The following is a 20928-nucleotide window of genomic DNA, read 5'->3' on the forward strand; positions in this document are numbered from 1 at the left end:
AAAATCAGGACGTGCTTTCTTCTATTTTTGAGACTTTTTGCCCAGTCTCTTTATTTGTGTTTATATGGACAAGAGATTAGATGATCATTAATGATGCCGGATGCTTGTAAAAATGAATAGAGGGTAGTAGGTCCGATAAATTTGAATCCGAGTTTTTTGAATTCTTTACATAATTGTTCGGTTAGTGGAGTAGAAGAAGGAACTTCTTCCATTGTTTCCCAGTGATTAATGATTGGAGTGTGGTCAAACTTGCTCCATAAAAATTCATGAAAACTTCCGTATTGAACTTGTAACTGTAAAATGATTTTTGCATTTTGTATAGTGGATTCAATTTTTTGACGATGACGAATGATTTTAGGATTTTGGAGTAATGTTTCTACATTGTCTTTTGTATATTGACTCACTTTATGAATCTCAAACTGTTCAAAGGCTTCTCTAAATCCTTCTCGTTTTTTCAAAATGGTTGACCAACTAAGTCCTGCTTGCATCACTTCTAATGTTAAAATCTCAAATAGTTTTTGATCATCATAACAAGGAACTCCCCATTCTTCATCATGATACTTTTTATCAAGTTCAGAAATAGTTGCCCAAGCACAACGCATAAAAATCGCCTCCTTTAAGAATGGAAAAATTATATCATGATGAAGAGGTAAAAGCTAACAAATGATTGATATAACTTGACTTTTGAAGGAAAAATCAGTAATATTAATCCAGTAAATATGACGTTGAAGATGAGACAATCATTCTAAATATGGATAGAGAGAACGGGATAGGTGGAAGCCGTTTGATAGTGAATGTATTGTGGCGCATTGGAGTCAATCAACAATGAAGCTTAGATTAGTCTAAGAAATTAGGGTGGAACCGCGATGAATCGTCCCTATGTATGCTTTTTTAGTGTACATAGGGATTTTTTTATAGGGAAAAGGAGGAAAGACTTCGTTTTACATTAAGAGATTCTTGGTGAATTTTATCCTGTCATAAAAATTATAGAAAGTAGGAATACTATGTCAAAAAAATTAACAGTACAAGAAATTATTTTAACATTACAAAATTATTGGTCAAATCAAGGCTGTTTATTATTACAAGCTTATGATACTGAAAAAGGTGCTGGAACAATGAGTCCATATACTTTTTTACGTGCTATTGGACCAGAACCATGGAACGCTGCTTATGTAGAACCATCTCGTCGTCCAGCTGATGGTCGTTATGGTGAAAATCCAAACCGTTTATTCCAACATCACCAATTCCAAGTTGTTATGAAACCATCTCCTGAAAATATTCAAGAGTTATATTTAGGAAGCCTAGAAGCTCTTGGAATTGACCCATTAGAACATGATATTCGTTTCGTAGAAGATAACTGGGAAAATCCATCATTAGGTTGTGCCGGTCTTGGTTGGGAAGTATGGTTAGATGGAATGGAAGTGACTCAATTTACATACTTCCAACAAGTAGGGGGATTAGAATGTCACCCAGTAACAAGTGAAATTACTTATGGATTAGAACGTTTAGCATCTTATATCCAAGAAGTAGAAAGTGTTTATGATTTAGTTTGGACTGGCGATGTAAAATATGGAGATATTTTCAAACAACCAGAATTTGAACATTCTAAATATGCTTTTGAAGAAAGTAATCCTGAATTATTAATGCAATTATTTACTGAATATGAAAAAGAAGCAACAATCTTAATGGAAAAAGGTCTTGTTCACCCAGCTTATGATTGTGTATTAAAATGCTCTCATGCATTTAACTTAATGGATGCACGTGGCATTATTTCTGCGACAGACCGTGCAGGATTTTTAGGTCGTATTCGTAAAATGGCCCGTACCATTGCTAAAACATTCGTAGCTGAAAGAGAATCTTTAGGATTCCCATTATTAAAAGACTAATAGGATAGATTAGTAACATTAGGAGGACAATTATGACAAAATCATTATTATTCGAAATTGGTTTAGAAGAATTACCAGCGCAATATGTTCGTACAAGTTCAGAACAATTAGCAACTCGTGTAGAAGACTTTTTCAAACAAGAAAACTTAGCATTTGAATCTGTAGAAGCTTTTGCAACACCAAGACGATTAGCCGTTCGAGTAAATGGATTAGAAGAAGAACAAGAAGATCGTGTTGAAATTTTTAAAGGTCCATCATTAGCGATTGCTCAAAAAGATGGGGCTTGGACAAAAGCTGCTGAAGGATTTGTTCGTGGAAAAGGATTAACAACAGACGACATTTATGTAGAAACAATTAAAGATGTGGACTATATCCACGTTAAACAATTATTACAAGGTAAATCAACAAAAGAAGTTGTTAAAAATTTATCTTCAGTTATTACAGATATGAAATTCCCAGTTACAATGCGTTGGGCTGCTCATACGTTTGAATATTTACGTCCAATTCATTGGATTGTTGCTTTATATGGAGAAGAAGTCATTGAAGAAATTCAAGTATTAGATGTGAAAGCTGGTCGAGTTTCAAGAGGGCATCGTTTCTTAGGAAAAGATACTGAGATTGCTAGCCCAGAACAATATGAAAAAGCTTTAGCAGAACAATTTGTAATTGTAAATCAAGATGAAAGAAAAGCGTTAGTTCGTAAACAAATTGAAGAATTAGCAGCTAAAAATGCTTGGACAGTTCCAATTGATGAAGAATTATTAGAAGAAGTAAGTTCTATTTTAGAATATCCAACAGCATTTGCTGGAACTTTTGATGAAAAATATTTAGTCGTTCCAGAACCAGTATTAGTCACTTCTATGAAAGAACACCAACGTTACTTTGTTGTGTATAATGCTAAAGGTGAATTACAACCTTATTTCATTTCTGCTCGTAACGGAAATGACTACATGATTGAAAATGTTGCAAAAGGAAATCAAAAAGTATTAACAGCTCGTTTAGAAGATGCTTTATTCTTCTATGAAGAAGATAAAAAAGTTCCAATGAGTGCATTCTTGAAGAAATTAGAAACATTAAACTTCCATGCTAAAATTGGTTCTATGACTGAAAAAATGAATCGTGTTCAATTATTAGTGGAACGTATTGCAAGTGAATTAAATATTGATGCAAAAGATGTTGAAACCGCAAAACGTGCAGCATCGATTTACAAATTTGACTTAGTAACGAATATGGTTGGTGAATTCCCAGAATTACAAGGAATTATGGGAGAAATCTACGCGAAAAACTATGGAGAAACTCCAGAAGTAGCTAGAGCGATTCGTGAACATTATATGCCAATTAGTGCAGATGCTGAATTACCTTCATCAGTACCAGGTGCATTATTAGCAATTGCGGATAAATTAGATACATTCTTAAGCTTTACAGCAGCAGGTATGTTACCAACTGGTTCGAACGACCCTTATGCATTACGTCGTCAAGTAATGGGATTAGTACAAATTTTAGAAGCGTTCGAATGGAACTTAGAAATTGATGATTTTGCTAAAACTTTATTAGCATTGGATTATGCAGCATTCTTAGTGGATAAGAAAGAAGATGTTCAAGCATTTATTTTAGGATTTATTCGTGAAAGACTTGCTCAAAGAATGACTTCAATTTCAAAACGTCATGATGTGATTGAAGCAGTATTAAATTCTAACTCTAATAGTGTTCCAGAAAAAATGCAGGCAGTAGCAGTATTAGAAAAAGAAGTGAATACTTCAGAAATCAAAGATATTACTGAAGCGTTAAACCGTGTGATTAATATTAGTGCAAAAGGATTTGACGAAGCACGTCATTCTTCTGAATTCCAATTGGAAAAAGTTGAAACAGAAAGTGAACGTCAATTAGTAGAAGCAATTATTAGTTTAAGAAAAGAATTTGCTAATTATTCAGCTCAAGAAAAATTTGCAGCATTTGCATCGATTACACCAAAAATTCATGAATTCTTTAATGAAAATATGGTAATGGTCGATAATGAAGAAATTCGTGTCAACCGTTTACGTTTCTTACGTGAATTAGCATTAATGATTTTATCATTTGCTGACTTTAGAGAATTAATTGTTAAATAATATAGAAAAACAAGAAAGGAGAGAATCCTAATGGCAGTTTTTTATGATCGTGCGACGATATGGGTGAAAGCCGGAGATGGCGGAAACGGTATGGTTGCCTTTAGAAGAGAAAAATATGTCCCAGATGGAGGTCCTGCTGGTGGAGATGGCGGACGAGGCGGTAGTGTCATTTTTAAAGTCGATTCAGGACTTAGAACATTATTAGATTTCCGTCACAAACGTCATTTCAAGGCAAAACCTGGTGAAAATGGGATGAGTAAAAGTATGTATGGTCGTGGAGCAGATGACTTAATTGTTAAAGTTCCTGCAGGTACGATTGTTCGTAATGCTCAAACAAAAGAATTGATTGCAGACTTAGTAGAAGTGGATCAAGAAGTAGTAGTAGCAAAGGGTGGTCGTGGAGGCCGTGGAAATATTCGCTTTGCTACTCATAAAAATCCTGCTCCAGATATTGCTGAAAATGGAGAACCAGGAGAAGAATTTGAAATTGAATTAGAATTAAAAGTGTTAGCAGATGTCGGTTTAGTTGGATTCCCATCTGTAGGAAAATCAACCTTATTATCGGTGATTTCTAGTGCAAAACCAAAAATTGCGGATTATCATTTTACAACGTTAAATCCACAATTAGGGATGACACAAGCTCCAAACGGAGAACAATTTGTTGTAGCTGACCTTCCAGGATTAATCGAAGGAGCTCATATGGGTGTTGGATTAGGAATCCATTTCTTAAAACATATTGAACGTACAAAAGTATTACTACATGTTATTGATATGGCTTCAATGGAAGGAAGAAATCCTTATGAAGATTATCAAGTCATTATGCAAGAATTAGGTTCATATCATTTAAGATTACTAGAACGTCCAATGATTATTGTGGCAAATAAAATGGACCAACCACAGTCTGAAGAATTATTAGAACAATTTAAAAAAGATTTACAAGAAAACTTACCAGAAGGGCAGGAAATGCCTGAAATTTTCCCGATTTCAGCTTATCGTAAAGATGGCTTGCAAGCCCTACTAGCAAGAACGGCAGAAGTATTAGAAGAAACAGAATTCTTCCCATTAGAAGAAGAGCAAGAAGCTCAAACGCATATGGTTTATGGGTTGGAAGAAGAAGAGCGTCCATTTGATATTACAAGAGATCCTGATGGTACATGGGTACTATATGGAGAAAAACTTGAAAAATTATTCTTAATGACGAATATGGAACATGATGAATCTGTGATGCGTTTTTCACGTCAATTACGTGGAATGGGTGTCGATGCTGCCTTACGTAGTCAAGGTGCTGAAAATGGAGATATGGTTCGAATTCGTAAATTTGTCTTTGAGTTCGTTGATTAGGTGATGTCATGATTGATAGAACTGAAATTGAAAAACGAGAGTATATCGCAGCTTTTGATGGGTTAAGAGCCATTGCGATTATGAGTATCGTAGGCCATCAAATGATGGCTTACCGTATTCCAGGTGGATTTCTAGGGTTAAATATCTTTTTATTATTATCAGGCTATTTTATGACCGCTAGTTTAATGGATTCTTTAATGAAAAATGGAAAAGTACCATTAAAATCATTTTTAACAAAAAGATTGAAACGAATTATTATTCCAACTTTTGCGATGATGGTGGCAGTGATTTTTTATTTATTGTTATTTCAAAAGGAACTCTTAGTTAATTTAAGAAGTACAATGGTTTCTAATTTATTCTTTATGAATAACTGGTGGCAAATTTTTCAAGAAAATGATTATGCGATGACGGTATTAACACAATCGCCATTTTCTCATTTATGGTATATGTCATTAGCGGTTCAATATTATTTATTGTGGCCAATTTTATTTGTATTCTTAAGTGTGATGATTAAAAAACATCAAGTGTTACAAAAAGTCGTCATTGTTCTTTTAGTAGCTTCTGTTTTATTAATGATGACGAAAGATGTTTCAAAGGCTCATTTCTTAAGAATTTTCTTTGGAACGGATACACGTGCTTTTTCTGTTTTAACGGGAGCAGTTGTAGCGTTATTATTCCCTATTCAAAAATTTTATGGAGAATACAAGCAAAAATATCGTTATGAGTCGGTGATTCGATTTGTACCAATTGGATTATTCATCCTTTTATTATTTACGATGAAAGAGCATAGTCATTTAGTGTTTAGAGGTGGAATGTTTATTTTCGATCTGATTGTAGCAGCTTTAACCATGATTTCATTACATCCTAAATCAGTTACATCAATTATTTTCCGTTTAAAACCTTTAACAGTCATCGGGAGAAGAAGTCTTTCTTATTATTTATGGTATTTACCATTATCGGTTTTATATCAAGCAAAAATTGGTGATACGAGTTCTACACCTGTTTTACATAGATTAGTAGAAATTGTGTTATTAGTAATTTTAGGAGAAATTTGGTATCAATGGTTTGAAAAAGGGAAATTCTCTAAAGTGATGAATCGTTTATCTACACAATCTACAAAGTCAACTCGTAGAACTGTAAAAATGATGGTTAGTGCTGCTGTTGTATTGATTTTATTCATTGGATTTATTCAAGCTGGTCCAAGATTATCAGCTCAAGAATCTGCTTTACAAGAAGTATTATTAGCTAGTGAATCCTTATCGAAGAATACTCGAAATACAGATAAGAAAGTTGTTAAAACGATTAATAATATTCAAGGACTTAGCAGGGAAGAAACAGTATTCAGTTCAAATTCTTCCATTACATTTATTGGAGATACAATGCTATTAGCGATGGCACAAGAAATTCCAACATTATATCCTAATGCAGTGATTAGTGCGGATAGAGATCTTCAAGTCTATGAGTTAGGAGGAATGATTGCCCAATTGAAACAACAAAAACAATTGGGAGATATTATCGTGTTAATGGTTGGAAGTAATGGAGCATATACAAGAGGACAATTAGATGCTGTTTTAAAAAATATCGGTATGGATAAACAAATCTTTTTAGTTTCGAATACCATCAATCGAACATGGCAACAAGAAATTAATCATATTTCTGAAAGTTTGGCACAAAAATATTCAAGTGTTCATTATATTGATTGGAAATCTGAATCAAGTGCGCATCCAGATTGGTTCTATGAAAAAGCGTCTATCGTGAATACAACTGGAGCACATCAACAAGGTTTGTGGATTGCTAAAATGATTTATCAAACATTACGAGGTAGTTAGGAGCAATTATGGAATTACAATTTTTAGGTACAGGTGCTGGAGTTCCAGCTAAAATGAGAAATGTTTCGTCAATCGCTTTGAAACTATTAGATGAAAGAAATGAAATCTGGTTATTTGATTGTGGAGAAGCAACGCAACAACAAATTTTAAACACAACCATTCGACCAGGAAAAATAAAAAAAATATTTATTACCCATCTTCATGGAGACCATATTTTTGGGTTGCCAGGCTTATTAACGAGTCGATCATTCCAAGGTGGAGAAGATGAGTTAACTGTTTATGGACCCAAAGGAATTAAACGGTTTATTGATGCGAGTATTGCTGTTTCTTATTCGAAGTTAGGTTATCCATTGAAAGTTGTTGAATTTGAAGAAGATGGAGTTTTATTTGAGGATAAACAATTTAAAGTAGAAGCAATGAAGTTAGAACATGGAATTCCTTCTTATGGATTTCGAATGACAGAAGCTGACCAAATTGGTGAATTAAAAGCAGATGAATTAAAAGCGCTTGGAGTACCATTTGGACCAGTTTTTGGTCGTTTAAAACGTGGGGAAGTTGTTACTTTAGAAGATGGTCGTGTCATTGATGGAAAAGACTATGTCAGTGAGGACATTAAGGGACGTGTTGTTGTCATTTGTGGAGATACAAGATTTACTCCAAAAAGTATTGCTTTAGCACAAAATGCAAATGTTCTCGTTCATGAAGCAACTTATGAAGCAGATAAAGAAAAAACAGCTCGTCAACATTTTCATTCAACCAGTAAACAAGCAGCAACGGTTGCTTTAGAAGCGAATGTTCAACAATTATACTTAACTCATATTAGTGCACGTTATTTAGGACATCAAGTGAGTCAGTTAGAACAGGAAGCTCGTAAAGTATTCCCACAAACTAAAGTAGTCAAAGATTTTGATACATTTACGATTGGAAGAAATTAAGATGGTAAAACGTGAGCAATTTTCAATAAATGGAAAAATGGTATTACTTACAGGAGCTAGTGGTGGTTTAGGGGAACAATTAGCTTATGAATGTGCCAAACAACAAGCTGGTTTAATATTAGTGGCAAGACGTGAAGAAGTCTTAAAACAAGTAGCCAATACTTGCCAACAATGGACGAATCAGCCAGTCTGTTATTATGCCTGTGATTTATCGAATGCAGATGAAGTAGAATTACTATTAGAAAAAATTCAGTCCATTGAGGTGGATATTGTTATTAATAATGCTGGTAGAGGGTATTTAAAACAAGCCGTTGATTTATCAAAAGAAGAAATCGAAGAGATGTTACAATTGAATTTATACACTTTAATTCAAATCACTCAACAATATCTTCCTAAATTCATTCAGAAAAAATCTGGAATGTTTGTACAAATCGCCTCTCAAGCTGGAAAAACAGCAACTCCAAAAACTTCAGTATATTCTGCATCAAAATTTGGAGTATTAGGTTATTCCAATGCTTTACGATTAGAATTAAAAGAACAAGGTATTCATGTTATGACGGTTAATCCTGGACCAATTGCGACTCAATTTTTTGAAAAAGCTGAACCAACTGGCAAATATTTAGCTAGTGTTTCTAGGTATGTTTTAACTAGTGAGGAAGTCGCAAGAAAGATTGTTCGAGGAATGAAACTTCAAAAAAGAGAAGTGAATGTACCGTATAGTATGAATCTTGCAGCAAAATTAAACTTTTGTTTCCCAAAAATTGGAGACATGAGTATTTTAAAATTATTTAATAAAAAATAAGTTCTGGAGGTGATAGGATGTCTTTTGCAAATGCTAAATGGGATTTAGTCAATAATGAGATAGAGGAAAGCTCTAAAGAAATTGCGAAAGCATTAGGACTTTCTCCTTTATTGATTCAAATTTGTAGGAGAAGAGGATATCAAACTGAGGAACAAATTCAAGAATTTCTATCATCTTCACCGACATTATGGCATGATCCATATTTAATGTATGATATGGAAAAAGCAATTCAACGTATTCAACAAGCGATCGAAACGGATGAAAGTATCTTGATATTTGGGGACTATGATGCTGATGGTATTACTAGTACAGCAGTATTATACGAAACATTAGAAATGATGGGAGCACAAGTAGAATATTACTTACCAAATCGTTTTATAGATGGATATGGTCCGAATATTCGTGTGTTTGAAGAGTATCTTGAAAAAGGTGTTTCTCTAATTATTACGGTTGACTGTGGAATTGCAGCTCATGAAAGTGTTGAATGGGCAATGAGTCAACAATGTGATGTCATTGTAACAGATCACCATGAGATTCCTCCTGTTCTCCCTAAAGCATATGCAGTCGTTCATCCTCGTCATCCAGATGGTGAGTATCCATTTGGAGATTTATCAGGAGCAGGGGTTGCTTTTAAATTAGCGCATGCATTATTAGGAGAACTTCCTGCTGAATTAGCTGAAATTGCTTGTATTGGAACAATCGCAGACTTAGTTAGCTTAACAGATGAAAATCGTAGTTTAGTAAAATTAGGCTTACAACAATTAAATCAAACAGAGAGAATTGGATTAAGTTATTTGTTTCAAGAATTACAATTAACTCCTGGTTCAATAGATGAAAAAACGATAGGATTTCAAGTAGGACCTTGTTTAAATGCGCTTGGAAGACTTGGAGATGCGACTCCAGGTGTAGCTCTCTTTACAACTTTTGATGATGAAGTGGCCCAAGAAGTTGTGACTTTAATGCAACAAGAAAATGCCAAAAGAAAACAAATTGTAGATGATATTACAGCAGAAGCTTTAGAATTAGCTAAATCTCAAATAGATCATAAAGTGTTATTATTAGCTCAAACGAATTGGCATGAAGGTGTATTAGGAATTGTTGCAAGCCGAATCGTCGAACAATTACAAAAGCCTACGATTGTTTTAGGAATTCAATCAGATGGATTAATGGCAAAAGGTTCTGCAAGATCTTGTGCACAATTTAATCTCTATGATGCACTAACGGAATGCCAAGAGTCTTTAGCTAAATTTGGAGGCCATCATATGGCTGCTGGATTAAGTGTTGAAACTGTGAAGTTACCAGCGTTTATGGAAGCTATTGAAACTTATGCGAAACAACATCCTGAATTATTGGAATCTGAAAAAGTGATTAGTATTGAAGAAGCACTATCACTATCTCAAGTAAATGTTGATTTTATTGATTCTCTTCAAGCATTAAAACCTTATGGAACAAATAATGCTGAACCAATTTTTAAAATTAGTTCCGTAACAGTAGGGCAAAAGCAAAAGATTGGAGCTCAACAACAGCATTTAAAATTAACGTTGAACTCTGAACAGCAACAGTTACAAGCTTTAATCTTTAATAAAGGAGAATGGGCGGATAGCTTAAATCTTCAAGCAGAAGTTGAAGTCATTGGAACCTTAGAAATTAATGAATGGCAACAAAATCGCTTGCCTCAATTAATGTTAAAAGATATTGCTGTAAAAGATGCGTTAATTTTTGATTGGCGTACGAATAAAATTCGTCCGGATCATTTATCCGTGAAGAAGGCAGCTTATTTAGTTGAAAGAGAAGCACTTAAACCTTTAGTGAGTGAAAGAATTGATACAACTTCGAAAGTATTCTCAATAGAAGAATGGATGAAAGAAGAACAGCAAGATGATTTTGAATCGATTGTAGTATTTGATTGTCCAAAATCTAAAGAAGTCATTCAAGAATTTCGTAAACACTTATATATGCAAAAAATGTATATCATTGCATATACGCCAAAATCTATTATGACAATGGGAATTCCAACAAGAGAACGCTTTGTGGCTGTTTATCAATATTTAAAAACACATTCGAATGTTCCTTATAATGAAAAAACTGGAGAATTAGCAAATTATTTAAAAATTCCACTACATCAATTTAAAGTGATATTAAAAGTGTTTTTTGAATTAAAATTTGTTATAATAGAAAACGGCTGTTTAAGATTAAATCCAGAATCCACATCAATGGATTTAATGCAGTCAACCTTAATGAAACAATTGCAAGAAGAACTTTGGCTCGAAAGAGTATTTATCTATAGTCAATTTACAGAATTAACAAATTGGCTGACAAATATGGAGGAAGAAAAATGAATTTAAAAAATTACATTGCAAGTGTACCAAACTATCCTAAAGAAGGAATTATTTTTAGAGATATTTCACCTTTAATGGCAGATGGAAAAGCATATCAATATGCGACACAACAAATCGTAGATTATGCGAAAAGCAGAGGAGCTGACATGATTGTTGGTCCTGAAGCTCGTGGATTTATCGTTGGATGTCCAGTTGCCTATGAATTAGGAATTGGTTTTGCACCTGCGCGTAAAAAAGGGAAATTACCTCGTGAAACAGTTTCTGTAGAATATGATTTAGAATATGGTACTGCAGAATTACATTTACATAAAGATGCTGTAAAACCAGGACAAAAAGTATTAATTTGTGATGACTTATTAGCAACAGGTGGAACTATGGATGCCTGTGCGAAATTAGTTGAAAAATTAGGTGGAGAAGTTGTTGGTTTAGCATTCTTAGTAGAATTAACAGACTTAAAAGGCCGTGAAAAAATCGAAGGATATGACATCTTTACATTGATGGAATATACAGAAGACGAAAGATAAAGAAAAGGATTTTTCTGAGGTAGCAAATGGACGCCAGCAGCTTCGCAAAAGCGAATCTCATGGCTAAAAATCGAGCCCAAAGTCTCGATTTTTCCAGTACTAGAAGCTGAAAAAACAGCTTCTAGTACCAATGCTACGATGAAAAATCTTTTCTTTTTTATTGGAATAAACGAGAGAACGATTAAAATATAAGATTTTTCTGAAGTAGCTATAAAAGCCATGAGATTCATAAATACAAATCTCATGGCTTTTATGCATTATCTAATACTTTCTAATATTTTTTGTACAGTTTCTAAATTTAAATGTTTGTGTTCTTTTAATAATTGTACAATTTGTGGAATTTCTTCTTCGGTTGCTCCGGCTGTTAAAGCTAGAGATTTTACTTGTAAGTTCATATGTCCTTTTTGAATACCATCTGTTACTAATGCTTTTAATGCAGCAAAATTTTGTGCTAAACCAATAGAAGCAATAATAGAAGCTAATTCTTTAGCAGATGGATTCATCAATAATTCATGAGCAAATTGAGCAGCAGGATGAATGGCAATGGATCCACCGACTGTACCAATTGGCATTGGAATACTCAATGTTCCTACTAATTCTTTATCATCATCGATGAACCATTTACTAAAAGGTTGATAGGTTCCTGATAAGGTTGCATAAGCATGTGCTCCAGCTTCAATCGCTCTCCAATCATTTCCAGTTGCAATCACAACTGCATCAATTCCATTCATGATTCCTTTATTATGAGTAGCAGCTCGATAAGTATCTACTTGGGATAGTTCACTTGCAATTTCAATTCTTTTGGCAATTTCTTCTCCAGAAATCGTCTTTGTTGCTAATTGTTCAAATGGAATACGACAAGTAGTCGTTATGACTGAATGAGTTGCTAAATTCGATAAAATTGCCATAATACAAGTTCCATTTGTAAAAGTTTCGATAGGAGAAACCAAGGCTTCTAAAATCGTATTTAAAATATTTGCCCCCATTGCTTCTTTAGTATCAACAGAAACATAAAATACATAAAATGTATGATGAGGATGTTGTTTTTCTTCTACCCAAATCTTTTGAATTCCACCACCACGTTTGACAATAGAAGGGTGAGCTTCATGAGCGATAGAAAATAAGTGTTCCATTTCTTTTGAAAGTTTATCCTCAATTTCTTCTATAGAATAGGGAGAATCATAGATCGCAATTTCCCCAATCATTTCTCTCTTTTCTTGAGTAGTAGTAAATCCACCTGAACGATGAATGATTTTACAACCATTACTTGCTGCAGCAATTACGGAAGGTTCTTCTGTTACCATTGGGACGATATAAGTTTTATCATTTACCGTTACTTCTGGCACAATTCCAAGTGGTAAGTCATATAGTCCAATTTGATTTTCAATCATTTGATTAGCTACTGACTCTGGTAAGTTGAATCCATTGAATAAGTTTGATTTTTTTTCATCTGATAAATGAGATAAGTTTGATAAAATGTTTTTTCTTTCTAATGGTGTTTTTTGATAAAATTTATAAAATAATTGGTCGTTCATATTAAGCCCCCTTAATTGACTCTAGTATAACAAATTTATTAGTATGAGGGGAAGATACAAGAAAAAATGTTTTAAATACTGTATACTAGAAAACAAGGAGTGATGAAATGAAATTTACAAGAACAATTCAAGAACGATTATTTATATTAGAAGCTGAAGAGGCTTATCAAAAAGAAGCAGAAGATTTATTAACGATTGTAGAAGACTATTTTGAAGAAAATTTAGAAGAATTAAATCAATTAATTCCAATCCATTATGGAAATATTAAAGTTGTTTCCATTGAAAATGAGTATCATGTTTGCGTTCCAAATTATGAACAAAAACAATTAGAAGAATGGATTACAGATTGTAGTTATTTCTTAGAAATTGTTCAAAAAACATTTAAAGCCGGAAAACGTACGAAAACATTAGGAAAGTTAGTTCCATTCCGTTTTGATAGTCCGGTTATTATTGCAAATCATACATTTGAAGTGGAAGATTTTTATGCGCATCGTTTTGATGATGAAACATGGTATGTAGCACCTGTTGATCAAGAAATTGAATCTCAACCATTATCAGGAGCAAAAGCTTATGAAATTTTCCCTGATTATCCAAACTTTTATGATATGATGCATTTACCAACAGATACGATTGTTATTTTCCATAAAGGAGAAATTGTATCTGTATTAAATGAAGATAGTCAAGATATTTGGAATTTATAGGAGGAAGCTATGACGGTTGATGTAATTTGCCAAGTAGAGCGCTCAATTCTTCCATATGAATGTGATTGGAAAGGAAATTTACTATTAAGTCAAGCTTTAGGAATGATGATGTTAGCTTCTAGAAAGCAACAACAACAATTACAAAATCCAAACTTTGTTTATGAAAAGGGCTATACATGGATTGTGATCCAACACGAAATAGAGATTCATCGCATGCCAAAGGTAGATGAAGAAGTCATCATTGAAACAGAAGCGATTAGCTATAATAAATTTTTTACTTATCGTGAATATCGCATTCTTTCAAAAGAAAGGGAAGAGTTGTTTAAATGTTTGACGACATTTGCCATGCTTGATATGAACGCACGTAAGATAGTTTCCATTGATGAAGAAGTTGTGTTGGAATATCCATTATCAATTGGAAAAGAAATGAGAAAAGCAACTCGAATTCCTAAAAAAGATTATACAGATGCAAAAACAGGGGAATACAAAATTCGAATTAATGATATAGATGAGAATCTACATGTGAATAATGCTCGATACTTTGATTTTGCATTTAGTGAATTAGGCATGGAGTTTTTAGAGGAACATCAGTTGAAACAAGTGGTGATTAAATATGAAAAGGAAGTATTACCAGAATCAACCATTGCATGTTCAACTTTATGGGAAGAAAATGCAAAAGAAAGTCAAGAGAGAACACAAACGTATCATTTAATTTCCCAAGATGGGAATCGCTGTGCGAATATTCAAATGGAATGGGAAGAAATTGCATAAAATAGTTTGCATTTTATTCAAACATCTGTTAGAATAATTTTTGTGTAAAATATGCAGCAGAAATAAGAGAAGCTCGTCAACAGTCCTATCCATTTAGAGGAAGGTAGTAACCACGGCTGCAAAGGTGAACCCTAATAGAGACTGCACGAATCTACTGTTTCGCAATTATTTTACTCCATAAAAAATTTTTTATTATTGGAGGAATGTTCAATGTCACGTTACACTGGACCAAGCTGGAAGTTATCTCGTCGTTTAGGCATTTCACTTTCAGGAACAGGAAAAGAAATCGCTCGTCGTCCATACGCACCAGGTCAACACGGACCAAACAACCGTAGTAAATTATCTGAGTATGGTCAACAATTACAAGAAAAACAAAAATTACGTCATATGTATGGTATGAACGAACGTCAATTTGCTACTTTATTCAAAAAAGCTGGCAAAATTAAAGAAGGTAAACATGGTGAAAACTTCATGATCCTTCTAGAACAACGTTTAGATAACGTAGTTTACCGTTTAGGATTAGCTTCAACTCGTCGTCAAGCTCGTCAATTAGTAAACCACGGTCACGTTACTGTAAATGGTAAACGTGTAGATATCCCTTCATTCCAAGTACAAGTTGGAGATGTTGTTGGTGTTCGTGAAAAATCACGTAACTTAACAATCATTAAAGAATCTTTAGAATCTTTATATGGACGTCCAGAATTTGTTACATTTGATGAAGAAAAATTAGAAGGTTCATTAAACCGTCTACCATTACGTGATGAGTTAACATCTGATGTTGACGAATCATTAATCGTTGAATATTACAACAAATTAGGCTAGGATTATTCCTAGATTTATCGAACTCAAGAATCGTTAAAATAGTAGCGATTCTTGAGTTTTTTATATTTTAAATTTCAGTTAAAATAGAATGATATTTTTTATAATAGAAAAGCTAAATTAGTTGAAACAATTTTCAATTGATGATAATATATATCCTGTATCATTAGGGATACTACAGGCAAAGGGAAAAGTTCCTTAACATTTCAGGAAAAGGAGGCAGTATATGAGTCAAGTCATCCCTGAAGAAACGCTGAATCAAATTCAATCGCAAGTTAATATTGTCGATATTATTAGTCAGTATGTTTCTTTGAAAAAAAGAGGGAAAAATTATTTTGGCCATTGTCCTTTTCATGATGAACGGACACCTTCATTTTCAGTAACAGAGGAAAAACAAATCTATCATTGCTTTAGTTGTGGTAGAGGAGGGACAGTTTTCTCATTTATATCAGAAATTGAAGGATTATCTTTTGTTGAATCAGTAGCAAAAGTTGCGGAATTAGCTCAAATCCCGTTTGAAAATAAATATTCGATTTCTCGACCAACGGTTCAAGATACTTATCAACCGCTTGTTGAGGCTCATGAAAAAGCTGCTGAATTTTATCAACATGTGTTATTGCAAACACGTGGAGGTGAAAAAGCATTAGAGTATTTACAAAATCGAGGATATACAATAGAGACGATTCAGACCTTTAAAATGGGATTAGCTTTAAAAGATCGCACTTATGTGACGAATTTAATCAAACAGATTCCATTAACGCCTCAACAAATGGAAGAATCCGGATTATTCGTTTCAAGAAATGATGATTTTATCGATCGTTTTTATCAACGGATTATGATTCCTCTTCGAAATGAACAAGGAAAAGTAATTGCTTTTTCTGGTCGAATTTTACCGAATGATGATGACATGGTTGATGAACAAGAAGCAAAATACTTAAATAGTTCAGAAACACCTATTTTTAATAAGCGACAGTTCTTATTTAATTATGATTTAGCAAAATCAGCGATTCGTAAAACTGGACAAGTTGTCTTATATGAAGGGTATATGGATGTCATTGCTTCTTGGCAAGCTGGTGCGAAAAATGGAGTAGCATCAATGGGAACCTCCTTAACAAAAGAACAAATTCAAATTTTGTCACGTGTAGCAAATGAAATTATTATTGCTTACGACAGTGATAGAGCAGGATTAGATGCAACGAATCGAGCGATTGAATTATTGCAAGAAAATTCAGCATTAACGATTTCAATTCTGTCTTTAGATGCGGGTAAGGATCCAGATGAATTTATTCAGCAAAGAGGTGCAGAAGCTTACCTTGAACAATTAGCGCATCATACGGAATCTGTTTTCCAGTTTAAAAAGCGATATTTTTCAAAACAATATCGTTTAGAAATTGAACGAGAAAAAGTTCAATTTTTAGAACAAATGACGATGGAATTAGCAAAAATTTCTAAACCGATTGAACGTGAATTTGCAATTAAATCATTATCTGATGAGTTTGGAATTTCTGTAGAATTACTTTCCAGTCAAGTCAATTTTGTTCAACGAAAATTCAAGCAACAATCTTCTTACTTAACAGGGGAGTGGACGTCAAATCCTATGAAAATTTCACAGGATAGTCCAATGGAAGTTTCTCAGAAACAACTTCTCTATCGTTTGCTACATTCTCCAGAAGCATGGAGTTATTTAGCAAGAGAAAATGAAGAGTTTGAATTTCCATCGGTAGACTACCAACAATTTTATATTTTGTTGAGGAGCTATCGTGAGCAGCATCTTGAAGAATTATTAGTTCAAGAATTTATGAATTTTTTAGATGAATCGGATACCGTCAATCGAAATTTATTGTCGATGATTGAATGGCTAGAAATGCCTGAGGAATGTACCGAAAAAGAAGTTCATGATTTAATGTATTTCTTATCAAAAAAAGAAGATTTAAAACAACAATATCAAAGATGTATGCAAGAAATGAAAGAAGCTCAATTATCAAACGATGCTGCAAGAGCCAATCAATTGATGATCGAGTTAGTGAATATTCAGAAACAATTAAAAAAATCATGAATGGAGGAATAGTGGATGACAGTTGAAAACAATAAGAATGGTCAAACGCTAAAAGAAGCTACAAGTAAATTGTTAGCAGAACGAAAATTGTTTGGACAAATTTTATATGATGATTTATCAACGCAAATTGCGATTCCATATGAATTAGATGCAGAAGGAATGGATAAATTAATCCAACAATTCGAAGATGCTGGAGTTAGTGTAGTAGATGCAGATGGTGGACCAACTAGTCGTCAATTATCTTCAGAATCTGCAAAAGAACCTGAAGTAGAAATGACAGAAGACGAAACAGCTTTATCGTCAAATGTAAAAATTAATGACTCTGTTCGTATGTATTTAAAAGAAATTGGACGTGTTCCATTATTAAGTGCGGATGAAGAAGTAAACCTTGCTTTACGTATCCAACAAGGAGATCAAGAAGCAAAACAAGAATTAGCAGAAGCTAACTTACGTTTAGTAGTTTCGATTGCGAAACGTTATGTAGGACGTGGAATGCAATTTTTAGATTTAATTCAAGAAGGAAATATGGGCTTAATGAAAGCTGTTGAGAAATTTGACCATACAAAAGGGTTTAAGTTTTCAACCTATGCTACATGGTGGATTCGTCAAGCAATTACTCGTGCGATTGCTGACCAAGCACGTACGATTCGTATTCCAGTTCATATGGTAGAAACCATCAATAAATTAGTTCGTATTCAAAGACAACTATTACAAGATTTAGGACGCGAACCTACTCCTGAAGAAATTGGAGCAGAAATGGATTTACCAACTGAAAAAGTGAGAGAAATTCTAAAAATTGCTCAAGAACCAGTGTCATTAGAAACTCCAATTGGGGAAGAAGATGATTCACATTTAGGTGACTTTATCGAAGATGATAATGCAACAAGTCCAGCTAAACATACAGCATATGCATTATTAAAAGAACAATTAGATGAAGTATTAGAACAATTAACGGATCGTGAAGAAAATGTATTACGTTTACGTTTTGGTCTAGACAAAAATGGAGAAATCCGTACATTAGAACAAGTAGGCCAAGTATTTGGAGTTACTCGTGAAAGAATCCGTCAAATTGAAGCGAAAGCACTTCGCAAATTACGTCATCCAAGTCGTTCAAAACAATTGAAAGATTTCTTAGACTAGTATTGATGGAGACTGGGCAGTAGCCTAGTCTCTTTATTTATAAATGAAAGGAGAAACTTATGTTTCGTCAAATTTTAAATGGTTTTTGTATGGCATTAGCCGATAGTGTTCCCGGCGTTTCTGGAGGAACAGTAGCTTTTATTATGGGATTTTATGACCAATTTATTGGTTCTATTCATGATATGGCTTTTGGAAGTAAACAAGAGAAGAAAGCAGCTCTTACTTATTTAGTAAAATTAGGAATTGGTTGGGGGATTGGAATGGTCAGTGCCATTTTAGTTTTATCTTCCTTATTTGAATCTCATATTTATGGAGTAAGTTCTTTATTTATCGGATTTATTGCAGGGGCTATTCCTCTAATGATGATGGAAGAAAAAGAATCTTTGAAAAAGCCTTTAATGGGAATTTTTTACATTTTACTAGGAGTTGCGATTGTAGCTGGAATTACTTGGATGAATTCTAGTACTGGTAAAGGAAGTTTTGACTTAAGCCAATTTTCTATTGTTGATTCCATTAAATTATTCTTTATCGGGATGATTGCAATTTCAGCCATGTTTTTACCAGGAATTTCTGGTTCAACATTATTATTAATTTTTGGAGCTTATATTCCAGTTGTTTTTGCTGTTAAAGAAGTTTTAACGTTCAACTTAGCGTATGTTCCAAGTTTAGCTATTTTTAGTTTAGGGGTGTTAGCAGGAGCATTATTTGTGGTAAAAGCCATTAAATATTGTTTAGAACATTATCGTAGTCAAATGATTTATGGCATCATTGGGATGATGATTGGTTCGTTTTATGCGATTGTAATGGGACCAACGACATTAAAAATTCCTCAAGAAGCAATGAATTTTTCAACATTTTCACCAATTGCAGCTTTAGTAGGTTTATTATTAGTATTAGGATTACAAAAATTAAAGGAAAAGGATTCTAAATAGATGACAGAATTACAAATTCTAGATGGATTCCAAAAATTACATCATCCGGTTCTAGATTCTTTTATGATATTCATCACATCGTTGGGAAATATTGGATTCATTTGGTTAGCGATAATTGCGGTTTTATTAATGAATAAGAAAACTAGAGCGTTAGGAATTCTTTTAGTAATTGCGGTGGTAGTCAACACGATTTTATGTAATGGTTTAATTAAACCTATCGTAGCAAGAACTCGTCCTTATGAGGTTAATTCAGCGGTTTCTTTATTAATTTCAAAACCAATAGACTATTCATTCCCATCAGGGCATACAGCTATTTCATTTTCTGTTGTGAGTGTATTGTATTTCCTTCGTATGAAAAAGTACTGGATTATGGCGTTTATACTAGCTAGTCTCATTGCTTTTTCAAGAATGTATTTATACGTTCATTATCCAACAGATGTATTAGCAGGAGCAATCGTAGGAACATTCAGCGGCTGGATTACCGTAAAATGGAGCCAATCAAAACATAAAAGATTTGTATAAGAAGAAGGTATAAAAGCAGAGCAACAGCAAAGCTTTTATACCTTTTTACTTTGAAACTAAATATTAAATATTTTTAATCCATCTAACTATCTTTTTGAAATTCATAATCAATCCAATAACAATTAACGCAAATACTACTGTAAAAATTAACACACCTCTCATATAAATTCCTCCTTTATAGAAAAAGCTTTCCATAATGATTTTAAACACTTTATCCAATAGAGTTTTAGATTAAAGTTTATAAAAAGTATCTCCATTTTTATACCTTTGAGGATTTATAACCATCATAACAAAACCTCCTAATAATCATAATAAAATTTGATAACGTTTTCTTGTTAATATTATAGCTTATTTAATACGAATAATAAAGTAGAAATGAAAAAATAATGAATTGAAAAAGAGTAAAAGAAAGTCCTTATCATAGAATTAGTATAGCTGGGGTCCGTTGCTAACGAACCAAATATAAGAATTTCAGATAAGAAACGAAACACAATCAATTGAGAAAAAGAGTAAATGAATCTTCCCTCCATAGACTTCTTACAGTAGTATGAGCAATAGAATCTGCAGAAGCAGATTCTATTACTGGAAAAATCAAGACTATAGGCTTGATTTTTAGCCAAGAGACACCAAAGGTGGCTACTGGCGTCCAAATACTACTGTACCCAAGAAGTCTATAAATAATATGTAC

Annotated in this window: 18 protein-coding genes; 15 read left to right on the top strand and 3 right to left on the bottom strand. The window is 33.4% G+C overall.

The features are described from left to right. Nucleotides 1-50: 50 nt before the first annotated feature. Entirely contained in the window at nt 51-602 is a 552-nt protein-coding gene (locus tag RWZ86_RS05465) for a DNA-3-methyladenine glycosylase I (RefSeq protein ID WP_314680529.1), read from the bottom strand. 402 nt (nt 603-1004) lie between these two features. Here RWZ86_RS05465 and glyQ point away from each other — a divergent pair, with 402 nt between their 5' ends. The 8 genes from glyQ to RWZ86_RS05505 are packed head-to-tail and all read left to right on the top strand — an operon-like array spanning nt 1005 to nt 11764. After that, nucleotides 1005-1886, top strand: a complete 882-nt coding sequence (gene glyQ, locus RWZ86_RS05470; RefSeq protein ID WP_314110893.1) for a glycine--tRNA ligase subunit alpha — start codon at nt 1005-1007, stop codon at nt 1884-1886. Nucleotides 1887-1918: 32 nt separating this feature from the next. Further along, complete coding sequence (gene glyS / locus RWZ86_RS05475; protein WP_314680530.1) at nt 1919-3994, top strand: glycine--tRNA ligase subunit beta; 2076 nt, start codon at nt 1919-1921, stop codon at nt 3992-3994. 30 nt (nt 3995-4024) lie between these two features. Beyond that, nucleotides 4025-5335, top strand: coding sequence for a GTPase ObgE (gene obgE, locus RWZ86_RS05480; protein ID WP_314680531.1), 1311 nt, complete (start codon nt 4025-4027; stop codon nt 5333-5335). A gap of 8 nt (nt 5336-5343) precedes the next feature. Then, complete coding sequence (locus RWZ86_RS05485; RefSeq protein WP_314680532.1) at nt 5344-7164, top strand: acyltransferase family protein; 1821 nt, start codon at nt 5344-5346, stop codon at nt 7162-7164. 8 nt (nt 7165-7172) lie between these two features. Further along, nucleotides 7173-8099, top strand: a complete 927-nt coding sequence (gene rnz / locus RWZ86_RS05490) for a ribonuclease Z (protein WP_314680533.1) — start codon at nt 7173-7175, stop codon at nt 8097-8099. Between the two features lies 1 nt (nt 8100). After that, nucleotides 8101-8901, top strand: coding sequence for an SDR family oxidoreductase (locus tag RWZ86_RS05495; protein ID WP_314680534.1), 801 nt, complete (start codon nt 8101-8103; stop codon nt 8899-8901). A 17-nt stretch (nt 8902-8918) separates the two neighbouring features. After that, nucleotides 8919-11240 (top strand): single-stranded-DNA-specific exonuclease RecJ, encoded by a 2322-nt coding sequence (recJ, locus tag RWZ86_RS05500; protein WP_314680535.1) that lies wholly within the window; start codon nt 8919-8921, stop codon nt 11238-11240. Next, nucleotides 11237-11764: an adenine phosphoribosyltransferase gene (locus RWZ86_RS05505; RefSeq protein ID WP_006702792.1), complete on the top strand. Its 528-nt coding sequence runs from the start codon at nt 11237-11239 to the stop codon at nt 11762-11764. The genes recJ and RWZ86_RS05505 overlap by 4 nt, the downstream gene beginning before the upstream one ends. A 257-nt stretch (nt 11765-12021) precedes the next feature. Here RWZ86_RS05505 and RWZ86_RS05510 read toward each other — a convergent pair whose 3' ends face one another. Further along, nucleotides 12022-13299 carry a hydroxymethylglutaryl-CoA reductase, degradative gene (locus tag RWZ86_RS05510; RefSeq protein WP_314680536.1) on the bottom strand — a complete coding sequence of 426 codons (1278 nt, stop codon included), beginning with the start codon at nt 13297-13299 and terminating at the stop codon, nt 12022-12024. 107 nt (nt 13300-13406) lie between these two features. Between RWZ86_RS05510 and RWZ86_RS05515 the strand changes: the two genes are divergently transcribed. The 7 genes from RWZ86_RS05515 to RWZ86_RS05545 all read left to right on the top strand — a co-directional run bounded on the left by RWZ86_RS05515 (nt 13407) and on the right by RWZ86_RS05545 (nt 20240). Continuing rightward, a complete protein-coding gene (locus tag RWZ86_RS05515) occupies nt 13407-14000 on the top strand; it encodes a hypothetical protein (protein ID WP_314680537.1) in 594 nt (197 codons plus the stop codon). Between the two features lie 9 nt (nt 14001-14009). Continuing rightward, entirely contained in the window at nt 14010-14771 is a 762-nt protein-coding gene (locus RWZ86_RS05520; protein ID WP_314680538.1) for an acyl-ACP thioesterase domain-containing protein, read from the top strand. 210 nt (nt 14772-14981) lie between these two features. Then, a complete protein-coding gene (gene rpsD, locus RWZ86_RS05525) occupies nt 14982-15593 on the top strand; it encodes a 30S ribosomal protein S4 (RefSeq protein ID WP_006702788.1) in 612 nt (203 codons plus the stop codon). A gap of 223 nt (nt 15594-15816) precedes the next feature. Next, entirely contained in the window at nt 15817-17646 is a 1830-nt protein-coding gene (gene dnaG / locus RWZ86_RS05530; protein ID WP_314680539.1) for a DNA primase, read from the top strand. Nucleotides 17647-17661: 15 nt separating this feature from the next. Further along, on the top strand, nt 17662-18786 hold the full coding sequence (rpoD, locus tag RWZ86_RS05535; protein WP_314680540.1) for an RNA polymerase sigma factor RpoD: 1125 nt from the start codon (nt 17662-17664) through the stop codon (nt 18784-18786). 59 nt (nt 18787-18845) lie between these two features. Next, a complete protein-coding gene (locus RWZ86_RS05540; RefSeq protein ID WP_314680541.1) occupies nt 18846-19718 on the top strand; it encodes a DUF368 domain-containing protein in 873 nt (290 codons plus the stop codon). Continuing rightward, nucleotides 19719-20240, top strand: coding sequence for a phosphatase PAP2 family protein (locus RWZ86_RS05545; protein ID WP_314680542.1), 522 nt, complete (start codon nt 19719-19721; stop codon nt 20238-20240). A gap of 493 nt (nt 20241-20733) precedes the next feature. On the opposite strand, the gene RWZ86_RS05550 is transcribed toward RWZ86_RS05545, so the two are convergent. Next, nucleotides 20734-20928: hypothetical protein (locus tag RWZ86_RS05550; RefSeq protein ID WP_314680543.1), on the bottom strand; the 195-nt coding region annotated here is incomplete at its 5' end.

Origin of the sequence: uncultured Granulicatella sp. (assembly GCF_963545075.1) — a bacterium.
Taxonomy (GTDB): Bacteria; Bacillota; Bacilli; order Lactobacillales; family Aerococcaceae; genus Granulicatella.